The sequence below is a fragment of the Hydrocoleum sp. CS-953 genome (assembly GCF_002260545.1).
Taxonomy (GTDB): domain Bacteria; phylum Cyanobacteriota; class Cyanobacteriia; order Cyanobacteriales; family Microcoleaceae; genus Trichodesmium.
Map to the genome: position 1 here is coordinate 1 of NZ_LGSU01001343.1, position 10,397 is coordinate 10,397.

At 35.9% G+C, this 10,397-nt stretch carries 8 protein-coding genes and 5 pseudogenes; 3 read left to right on the top strand and 10 right to left on the bottom strand.

What is annotated here, in order from left to right; all coding sequences use genetic code 11:
• Together AFK68_RS37335 and AFK68_RS25255 are read left to right on the top strand one after the other, a co-directional pair.
• Window positions 1–251: hypothetical protein (locus AFK68_RS37335; protein WP_168186651.1), on the top strand; the 251-nt coding region annotated here is incomplete at its 5' end.
• Between the two features lie 195 nt (window positions 252–446).
• Window positions 447–980, top strand: coding sequence for a type II CAAX prenyl endopeptidase Rce1 family protein (locus AFK68_RS25255; protein ID WP_094676081.1), 534 nt, complete (start codon window positions 447–449; stop codon window positions 978–980).
• A gap of 10 nt (window positions 981–990) precedes the next feature.
• On the opposite strand, the gene AFK68_RS25260 is transcribed toward AFK68_RS25255, so the two are convergent.
• The gene (locus tag AFK68_RS25260) at window positions 991–1,443 is read right to left on the bottom strand and encodes a PIN domain-containing protein (RefSeq protein WP_094676095.1); all 453 of its coding nucleotides are present in this window, start codon (window positions 1,441–1,443) and stop codon (window positions 991–993) included.
• A gap of 143 nt (window positions 1,444–1,586) precedes the next feature.
• Window positions 1,587–1,832: a hypothetical protein gene (locus AFK68_RS25265; RefSeq protein ID WP_094676083.1), complete on the bottom strand. Its 246-nt coding sequence runs from the start codon at window positions 1,830–1,832 to the stop codon at window positions 1,587–1,589.
• Window positions 1,833–2,171: 339 nt separating this feature from the next.
• On the opposite strand from AFK68_RS25265, the gene AFK68_RS25270 reads away from it, so the two are divergent.
• Complete coding sequence (locus tag AFK68_RS25270; RefSeq protein WP_094676085.1) at window positions 2,172–2,774, top strand: hypothetical protein; 603 nt, start codon at window positions 2,172–2,174, stop codon at window positions 2,772–2,774.
• Window positions 2,775–2,856: 82 nt separating this feature from the next.
• Here AFK68_RS25270 and AFK68_RS25275 read toward each other — a convergent pair whose 3' ends face one another.
• The 8 genes and pseudogenes from AFK68_RS25275 to AFK68_RS39775 form a co-directional block, all read right to left on the bottom strand.
• Window positions 2,857–3,399, bottom strand: coding sequence for a Uma2 family endonuclease (locus AFK68_RS25275; protein WP_094676087.1), 543 nt, complete (start codon window positions 3,397–3,399; stop codon window positions 2,857–2,859).
• 271 nt (window positions 3,400–3,670) lie between these two features.
• On the bottom strand, window positions 3,671–4,254 hold a 584-nt coding region (locus AFK68_RS25280; protein WP_168186653.1), incomplete at its 5' end, for an AAA family ATPase.
• 1 nt (window position 4,255) lies between these two features.
• Window positions 4,256–5,898: pseudogene (locus AFK68_RS25285) on the bottom strand (AAA family ATPase); the annotation flags it as partial.
• A gap of 1 nt (window position 5,899) precedes the next feature.
• A pseudogene (locus AFK68_RS43620) lies at window positions 5,900–6,699 on the bottom strand (Clp protease N-terminal domain-containing protein); the annotation flags it as partial.
• 174 nt (window positions 6,700–6,873) lie between these two features.
• On the bottom strand, window positions 6,874–7,965 hold the full coding sequence (locus AFK68_RS39765) for an ATP-binding protein (protein WP_371357556.1): 1,092 nt from the start codon (window positions 7,963–7,965) through the stop codon (window positions 6,874–6,876).
• Between the two features lie 14 nt (window positions 7,966–7,979).
• Window positions 7,980–8,802: pseudogene (locus AFK68_RS46425) on the bottom strand (sensor histidine kinase); the annotation flags it as partial.
• 36 nt (window positions 8,803–8,838) lie between these two features.
• Window positions 8,839–9,075 (bottom strand): annotated as a pseudogene (locus AFK68_RS25295) (ATP-binding protein); the annotation flags it as partial.
• A gap of 107 nt (window positions 9,076–9,182) precedes the next feature.
• Window positions 9,183–10,037: pseudogene (locus AFK68_RS39775) on the bottom strand (histidine kinase dimerization/phospho-acceptor domain-containing protein); the annotation flags it as partial.
• Window positions 10,038–10,397 lie beyond the last annotated feature (360 nt).

The window sequence follows — 10,397 nt, forward strand, 5'->3', positions numbered from 1 at the left end:
CTTATGATACTACTCGCATGTACGCAGCAGAAAGGTTAGAGGAAATTGGCAGGGAAAAGGAGATCAAAAAAGTTGTCATTGTCACATCCTTAAAATACTGTTTATCATTTGTAGGCCACCTAATTGACAGCCATCGCTTCTATGAATGCTACCCAATAATCTGGGAATGTGCCCAAACTCTCCCCTACCCAGAATTTTATCAAGCTTGGCATTCTCCATTTCGATTTAAAAAACCTCGTTGGTTGTCTTGATAGTTATGCTTTCTGTTAGGATTAGTCGTAGTCTTTCTACTCACCTGAAAGTAGGTTGGGTAGAACGAAGTGTTTCGCTGCGCGACATGAAAAGCGGAGCTTATCCGTTAGGATAAACCCAACACAAAAGTCTTAAAAGTTGGGTTACCCTTACGGGAAGCAAGCTACGTTACCTCAACCCAACCTACAAATTCTATGATTTCCACTTTAATTGACCGTCTAATATTTGCTTCTCGCCCCATGAATAGTCAAGATTGTTTAGTAGTAGGGGTGACATTGTTAGTTTATGGAGCCATAGCCTTACCGTTAGGCTTTAATTCCAGATTTTTGCGAGTAAGTCGAGGTTTTCGGAATCTCAAAGAATTATTTCAGGGGTTGGTAGTGGCATTCTTCACTCCATCTTTAATAGAAGAGCTGATATTTCGAGTTTTATTATTGCCTCATCCCACCGAGAGAATTTCAATTATTGTGTGGTCTTTGTGGGCAGCATTAAGTTTATTTTTATTTATTATTTATCATCCAATAAATGCTCTAACTTTTTATCCCCAGGGAAATCCTACTTTTATGACACCAATTTTTTTGACATTGACAGGATTTTTAGGTTTAGGATGTACAGTAGCTTATCAATTAACTGGTTGTTTGTGGGTTCCAGTAATTATTCATTGGGCAGTAGTTGTAATTTGGCAATATTGGTTAGGTGGTAAAAAAAAGTTGTATGGAAATAACTAATATTATAAAATTAAATATATTTATTAACAAAAGCTTCAGGAGTTAGGCACTCAAACTCTCCAGTTTTTTCGACAATAGCCTTAACTAATTTATAGTTAGCCGACACAAAACATTGAGCTTTACCTGTTTTAGCAGTTAAATAAACTCCTGCATCCTCTCTAGGAATATTACCTAAATTCTCAATTATTTCTAGTTCATTTTCATCCAGTAGAACATAACAAACTTGAAAATCTTGCCAAATTCTATCGATTATTTCTCCACTCCAATCTTTATTTCGCAGACGTTTCGCCACTCGCAAAATTTCTTCAAGCAATATTTCGGAAATTACAACTTCAATTAACGAAGATTGTTTCATGCCTAAACCAGCCCATTGAAGACATCTAAACTCATCACTTTCTGGAGTAGCGAAACCAATAATATAAACATTAGTGTCAAAAAATATACGACTAGGAGAAATAGTCATTTTTTTATTTAAAAGTATTATCAAATTTAATAACATTAATAACCAAAGAAAGAAGGTATGAGACCTCCTCTTTTAAAAGAAAATTCCATATTTCAAGCCTCTAGCTAAAGGCGATGGTACTGATAACTGATAACTGATAACTGTTAACTGAAATGGCGTTCTTGTGAAATTTCCTGTCTCACTTCTCGTACTAAATTCACTATATCCTCTCTTGATTGATATCCTGCCTCTGCTAAATCTTTAGCAAATTCTGACTGTAACTTTTCTATAGGCATTAAAGAATATTGAGCAGATTTATTTTTCCTAAGTTCAACTATCATTTTTTCAATTAAACTAATTTGTTCAGAAACAGGAAGTTGTGTAGCTAAATTAAACACTTGTTCTAACATAATAATATTACCTCAGTAAAAAATAATAACCCTCTAGGGATCTTCTATGGAATGTCCCTACTTTGTTTTTAACTAACAATCGGGTTTGTATGGACATAATATAAGTATTATAATATCTAATATCAAATCCGCTTAATTCGGTATAAAAAAATTTTCATCTCCAGCTAATGTGCAAATCTTTCTAAATGCTCTTTTCTCCTGACTCCGTACGGACGTTGCATGCAACGTCCCTACCTCCTGACTCCTAGATTCACTATCTAATTACACCGATGCCACCGGATTTGATATAAAAGACAAACCCGCCTTCTTATTTAAGAATTTATTATGAGGAATTGAAATATGGCTTTTAGTGATTTTAAAACAATCTCCGATGTACAAAAAAAGTATAGAATTAAATACTCTGAAGAGAACTTCATAGTTAACCAAGAATTATTACCATCAGACATTTTTATCAAAGATTTTGAATTTAACAAAGAAAACATAGATTTGTTTGCCTCAGAAGCATCTCGCAGCGAAATTATAATCTCTCCACTATTGCGGGAAGTATATAAAAAACATTATCAGAAATATTCATTTTGGATTCGCAAAAGTATCTCCTACGATGAAACTCTATCAGGAACACCAGACTATCTTTTTTCACAACGTTCTGAACTTGGTAAAACAGTATTAGAAAAACCCATTGTTATCGTTGTGGAAGCTAAGAAAAATGATTTTGAACAAGGTTGGGGGCAATGTCTAGCCGAGTTGTTGGCGTCACAAAAAATAAATGATAACTTCCCAAGGGCAGTCTATGGAATAGTTACAGATGGTAACTTATGGCAATTTGGCAAACTGGTAGCAGATACATTTATCAAAGATTCTGGTAATTTTACTATAGATAATCTTCCCAGGGTTTACGGTGCTTTAGAAAACCTGGTTCAATTAGTTGAAGAGGAAGACTAGACACAGATTTGGGCACGGATAAACGGATTAATTATTTGTCATCATCCGTGTATCTGTGGCAAAATCCACGTTTAGCCACTATCTAGCTTGATCGTTGTTGAGTCATAGCGATTACTTCTTCCACTGTCAAATCTGAGATATTGTCAAGAGTCGGCAGTATATCAGTTCCAGAAAACACCAGTGGTAGTTCTTCGTTCTCCCAAACCCAGATTTGCTGTCGCTGAATATCAATTAACCAAGCAAGTTGAGTCCCGTTACCCAAACAGTGCAGAATTTTGTTCTGTAGGTCTAATGTGCGTCGATCCGGGGAATGAATTTCAATTATCCAGTCGGGTGAACCTTGCGGTGGACCATCTTCATCACTAAGGCGATCGCTTTTGACAACTACAATATCTGGTACGGGAGATAAGGGAGGAATGATGCACCGGAGTTCTTGAATAGCTTCATAAGCTTCGGTTTTGTTGTTAATGGCGTTGACGAGGTTCCGCTGGAGGCGGGAATGAAACAGCGTTGGCATCGGTTTTTGTTGTGGTTGTCCATGGATAAATTCCCAAGCAGGAGAAGTTTCGATGTTGGGTTGTTGGAGAAAAGCGTCTAAGGAATTAGTAGTAGTTGGTAATTGCATAAATTTATTTTTTCATACTTTTTTTTAGGGAACAGGGAACAGGGAACAGGAAGAAAGAATTGATTTGATTTTTTATCTTTAGAGATATCTATTAGTCAAAAATGATAACCCTTTAGGGATGTTGCATAACAAAAATGCGAACGTCCCTACTTTGTTGTCTACTGAAATGAAAAACGCTGTAGATGTGAAATAATTTCCTGACATCACTATATTGTCAAAGTTTTAAGCCTATAAAATCTTACTTTTGACTTTTGACTTTTGAATTTTGACTTCACTTCGCTTTCACCAAATCTACACCCAACCGCTTCAACGAAAGTCGCTCATTTTCCACATCCACAAAAATAGTGTCACCATCATTAAATTCACTCCGCAAAATACTTTTAGCAATTTGCGTTTCCAACTCCCGTTGAATTGCCCGCTTTAACGGTCTTGCGCCATACACCGGGTCATACCCAACATCTGCCAAAAAGTTAACAGCAGCATCAGCAAGCTTCAATGACATCTTACGTTCAGCTAACCGCTTCTCTAAACGCACAACTTGCAACTGCACAATTTCTCGTAACTGCTCTTTCTGCAACCCATGGAAAATAATAGTTTCATCAATACGGTTGAGAAACTCCGGTCGGAAAGCACCACGCAAAGCATCCATCACCCGATGCTGCATTTGCTCATAGTCATCAGTGACATCCAAAATATACTGTGAACCGATATTACTGGTCATAATAATCACGCTATTCTTAAAATCAACCTTGTGACCTTGAGCATCAGTAACGCGACCATCATCCAATATTTGCAGCATAATATTAAACACATCCGGGTGCGCTTTTTCTATTTCATCAAACAAAATCACCGTATNTCCATCACCCGATGCTGCATTTGCTCATAGTCATCAGTGACATCCAAAATATACTGTGAACCGATATTACTGGTCATAATAATCACGCTATTCTTAAAATCAACCTTGTGACCTTGAGCATCAGTAACGCGACCATCATCCAATATTTGCAGCATAATATTAAACACATCCGGGTGCGCTTTTTCTATTTCATCAAACAAAATCACCGTATATGGGCGACGGCGAATAGCTTCAGTTAACTGACCACCTTCATCATAACCAACATATCCAGGAGGCGCTCCAATTAAACGAGACACAGCGTGTTTTTCCATATACTCAGACATATCAATACGCACCATCGCATCTTCGGTGTCAAATAAATATGCTGCCAATGCTTTTCCTAACTCTGTTTTCCCCACACCAGTTGGACCTAAGAAAATGAAACTAGCAACTGGACGGTTGGGGTCTGCTAAACCAGCACGCGATCGCTGAATTGCATCAGAAACAGCAGTCACTGCTTCATTCTGTCCAATAACTCGCTGATGCAACTCTTCTTCGAGATGCAGTAGTTTTTCTTTTTCTGACTCTACTAATTTGCTGATGGGAATACCAGTCCACTTAGAAATAATTTCAGCAATATCAGCTTCTGTGACTTCTTCCCGCAACAAAGTTTGACCGCTGGTTTGAGTTGCTTCTAGTTTTGCCTCTGCTTCTTCTACTTGTTTTTGCAAGTTAATCAGTTTACCAAATTTCAACTCAGCAGCACGGTTGAGGTCATAATTTCGTTCTGCTTGTTGAATCTCAATATTGACTTTATCAATTTCTTCTTTGAAAGTCTGAATTTTGCCAATGATACCTTTTTCTGATTCCCACTGAGCATTAAGAGAACGTTGCCCTTCTTTCAAGTTGGCTAAATCTTTTTCTAGTCTCTCTAACCTTTCTTTGGAAGCAGCATCACTTTCTTTTTGCAGTGATAATTTCTCCATTTCTAGTTGGAGAATTTTGCGGTCTATTTCATCAAGTTCTTCTGGTTTGGAGGTAATTTCCATTTTCAGTTTAGCAGCAGCTTCATCTACTAAGTCGATCGCCTTATCTGGGAGGAAGCGATCGCTAATATATCGAGTAGATAAAGTAGCAGCAGCAACTAAAGAACTATCGGAAATTTTCACACCATGATGTACTTCATAGCGTTCTTTAAGACCCCGTAAAATTGAGATGGTATCTGGTACACTAGGTTGATCGACATAAACTTGTTGGAAACGACGTTCTAAAGCAGCGTCTTTTTCGATGTATTTACGGTACTCGTCCAGAGTTGTCGCACCGATACATCTAAGTTCTCCTCTAGCTAACATTGGTTTGAGTAAGTTACCTGCATCCATTGCACCTTGGGTTGCACCTGCTCCGACAACGGTATGAATTTCATCTATAAATAAAATGATTTTACCGTCTGAGTCGGTAACTTCTTTGAGAACAGCTTTCAGACGTTCTTCAAATTCGCCTCTAAATTTAGCACCAGCAATTAATGCACCCATATCTAGGGCGATGAGTTGGCGTTCTTTCAGAGACTGGGGAACATCACCAGCGATGATGCGTTGAGCTAGACCTTCGGCGATCGCTGTTTTACCGACTCCTGGTTCGCCTATTAATACTGGATTATTTTTTGTNTCTTTGAGAACAGCTTTCAGACGTTCTTCAAATTCGCCTCTAAATTTAGCACCAGCAATTAATGCACCCATATCTAGGGCGATGAGTTGGCGTTCTTTCAGAGACTGGGGAACATCACCAGCGATGATGCGTTGAGCTAGACCTTCGGCGATCGCTGTTTTACCGACTCCTGGTTCGCCTATTAATACTGGATTATTTTTTGTACGACGACTGAGTATTTGAATAGTGCGTCGAATTTCGTCATCGCGTCCAATAACAGGGTCAAGTTTACCTTCACGAGCAAATTCTGTCAAGTCGCGACCGTATTTTTCCAGCGCTTCATATTTGCCTTCAGGATTTTTATCTGTTACTTTGTGATTACCTCTAACTTGAGAAATGGTTTCTTTGAGCTTTACTTCATCTAGTTTAAATTCTTTATAGAGATTTTTACCAAAGCGATCGTCTTTTAGGTAAGCTAGTATTAAATGTTCGATAGAGATGTATTCGTCTTTATATTCTTGGCGATATTTTTCGGCATTATCTAATAAGGTATCCAGACTGCGACCTAAGTAAATATTATTGGGTGTATTTTTGACTTTTGGTTGACGGTTGATAAAGGTGTCTGTTTGTTCTTGTACTTTAGAATTTGAAACTCCTGCTTTATTAAATAGACTGGTTGCCAGTCCATTTTGTTCTAACAAAGCTTTCATTAGGTGTTCACTTTCAATTTGTTGATTTTGGGAAGTTTTAGCAATGTCAGGAGTGCGGGATATTGCTTCCCAAGCTTTTTCTGTAAATTGGTTAGGATTATTTGGCTGCATAATTTTTTGTTTTTTATTTTTTGTCTATATGTTTTTCTTTAATTTTAACTTGTAGGTGTGAATAAATTTTAGTAGAAAAAACCGTTTTTTCTTATTGGGTATTCACCCTTTGGTATAACCTTAATGAAATTTTGTTAATTATCTATTAGAATTTTTACCAGAATTAAATACCGTTCAGGTTATTACTCTTTCTGGAAAACAAACAGTAACTTTATAATTTTCTTCTGACGGACTTTCTATATCAACCTTTGCTCCCATTATTTTATCTAAACCTTGATAATCTCTCAACTTTAAATAACGGTAACGCCATAATAGATTATAGTTCAATACATGGACTTTATTTTGATTTTTGATGCCAATACCACTGACTTCAAAAAATATGTAATTCTGAGAACTATTCAAATACTGGACAAATTTCTTTTGATCATTTTGTAGTTCCTGAGTGTTTACCTTTTTGACACTGAGTGTAACCATACTATCTTCTGTCTCTTCAATGCTGCTAACTAATAAAGTTATGAGTATATCTTTGACTTTTGACATCTTTGCATACATAGTACCCAGATTTTCTCCTAAGATTAATTTGAAATTCTTCCCATTTTTATCCGTAATATTCTTCACTCGATCGACCACATCCTGAATTAGCTGATTAACATCAATATTTTCTAAATCAAGTGTAATTTTACCAGTTTCTATTTGGGCAATATACAAACAATCGCTAACCGTTTTTAGGAGGTATATAACAATTTCCTTCATCTGTTCTAGATCGGATTTTACCTCGGTGGTGAAATCGTCATCTCCTACTTCAAAAGCTTTTTCATCAAGAATAATTTCAATCTCTCTAAGAATCGCATTTAGGGGTGTACGAAATTCATTGATTAATTTAAGTTTATCTAAAATGAAAGCTGTTTTTGCTTTGGCTTTGATTTTAGCTTCCTGGAATTGTTTTATATATGTTGCTAATTCTTCTCGACTATATATTTCAGAAGCTTCATACTTGCCTTCGAGGTTTTTGTCTGTTAATTTTTTAACTTGGGAAATAGTTTCTTGAAGTTTGGCTTCATCTAAGGGTAATGTATCATTCATTCTTTCTGGAAACCAAATAGTGAACGTTGAACCTTCTCCGTATTCACTTTCCACTTCAATTTTTGCCCCCATTATCTGACACAAACGTTGACATATTGCCAATCCTAAGCCTAAACCACTATAGCTACAATGGGTAGTTAAAGGTTCAAATATATCTTTTAACTGTTCTTCGGTCATACCAATACCAGTATCGCTGNCATTCATTCTTTCTGGAAACCAAATAGTGAACGTTGAACCTTCTCCGTATTCACTTTCCACTTCAATTTTTGCCCCCATTATCTGACACAAACGTTGACATATTGCCAATCCTAAGCCTAAACCACTATAGCTACAATGGGTAGTTAAAGGTTCAAATATATCTTTTAACTGTTCTTCGGTCATACCAATACCAGTATCGCTGACCCGAAAAACTATGTAATTTTGTGCATTATTCAATGACTCGGCATTTTGATTTTGAGGACTTTTTAGTTTCTGATTATTTACTCTTTCTACACTGAGTGTAATCACACCATCTTCTGTAAATTTAGCTGCATTATCCAGTATTTTTCTAAGTACATCTTTCACGTTTGACACATTTGCATACATTATACCCAGATTTTCTCCTAAGACTAATTTGAAGGTATTACGATTTTTTTCTGTAAGATTTTCCGCTGTAGCAGCTACATCTTGAATTAGCTTATTAACCTCAATACTTTCTAAATAAAGTGAAACATTACCTACTTCTATTCTGGAAATATTTACCATATCTTGCCTCATTTCCAAGATATGCAATGCTTCTAGTTTAATTTTCTTAAGATTAGGTAAAAGGTTGTCATATCCTAAGTCTGAAGCGTCTTCATAAATCAAGTCGCTAAAACCAAGAACTGCTTGTAGAGCTCTCCAAACGTGAGGATATAGCAAACGATAGCTAAAATTTTCGGCGGCTTCTACTTCAAGTCTAGCTTCCAGGAGTTGTTCTAAATATTTTGCTAATTCATCACGACAGTATTTTTCCAGAGCTTCATGTTTACCTTCTTTCATTTTTAATTCTGAATTCTAAATTCTAAATTCTAAATTCTAGATAATTACCCTTTCAGGAAACCAAACAGTGAATGTCGAACCTTTTCCAGACTTACTTTTTACAGAAATTTCTGCCCCCATTCTCTCACATAAACGTTGACATATTGCTAATCCTAAACCAGTACCACCATATCTACGAGTAGTAGAAGCATCTGCTTGAGTAAAAGGTTTAAATATATGTTTTAACTGTTCTTCTGTCATTCCAATACCAGTATCAATTACCTGAAAAACTATGTTTTTCGGAATTGTTTTATCCGCAATAGAAGAAAAATTCCATCATCCAACTTCGTGAGCTTCAGGGAATGAAACGACTATTGCTCTATACGCAATAGAAGAAAAANTCCTAAACCAGTACCACCATATCTACGAGTAGTAGAAGCATCTGCTTGAGTAAAAGGTTTAAATATATGTTTTAACTGTTCTTCTGTCATTCCAATACCAGTATCAATTACCTGAAAAACTATGTAATTTTGTTCTTTATTTAATAACCCTGAATTTTGATTTTGATTATTTTTTAGTTTCTTATTTTTGACTTTTTCGACACGGAGTGTAATTAAACCATTCTCTGTAAATTTAGCTGCATTACCCAGTAAATTTATCAGTACCTGTCTTACTTTTGGCATATCTGCATACATATTACCCAGATTTTTTCCTAAAACTAATTTGAATTTATTACCTTTTTTTTCAGTAAGATTTTTGGCTGTACCAACCACATCTTGAACTAGCTTATTAACCTCAATACTTTCTAAATAAAGTGTAACTTGACCTGCTTCTATTTTAGAAATATCTAATATATCACTAATCATTTCTAGGAGGTGTGTACCTGCTAGCTTAATTCTTTCTAGATCGGACATAAAATCTTCATATCCTTCTTCCATAGCATCCTCATAAAGAAGATCGCTATACCCAATAATTGCATTGAGGGGTGTACGCAGTTCGTGACTCATGGTAGCTAGAAAAGCACTTTTAGAACGGTTTGCTGCTTCTGCTTTAAGTTTTGCTTCCTGGAGTTGCTCTGTGTATTCTCCTACTTTACCAATTAACTCATTCAGAGATACTGTTAAGTCTCCTATTTCATCATCTGTGGTTACAGGAAGTTGGAGTTCAAAGTTAGCTTCTTCTGTAACTTGTTCAGCCACTTGGGTTATTACTTTTAAGGGAGTTGCGATTGACTTGCTAGTATAGATAGACATCATTATTGCAGTTATTACCGACAGTAATATGCTAGCTATTAATATTTGTATTCCTAGTTGTTCTACTTTTTGATAATCCTCAAATCCTTGTTCTACTCTTTGATGAGCTACTATAGCTAATTGTTCTGAATCTTGTGATAATTTTTCTAGTTTTATGGCAACTTCACTATTAGTAATTTTACTCAGTGATGGAAGTGATGAAGTTTCTACTTTTGTTTTAGGTGGTATCTGTTTAATTTCTTGAATTAAACTTTCTAATTGCTGAACATGAACTTCTAGAGGATTAACATAGATTTGGATAAATTCTTGAAGCTGAACATAATCTGTGTTTTGATTGAGATTTTTATCTTCAGTTTCTAGGAT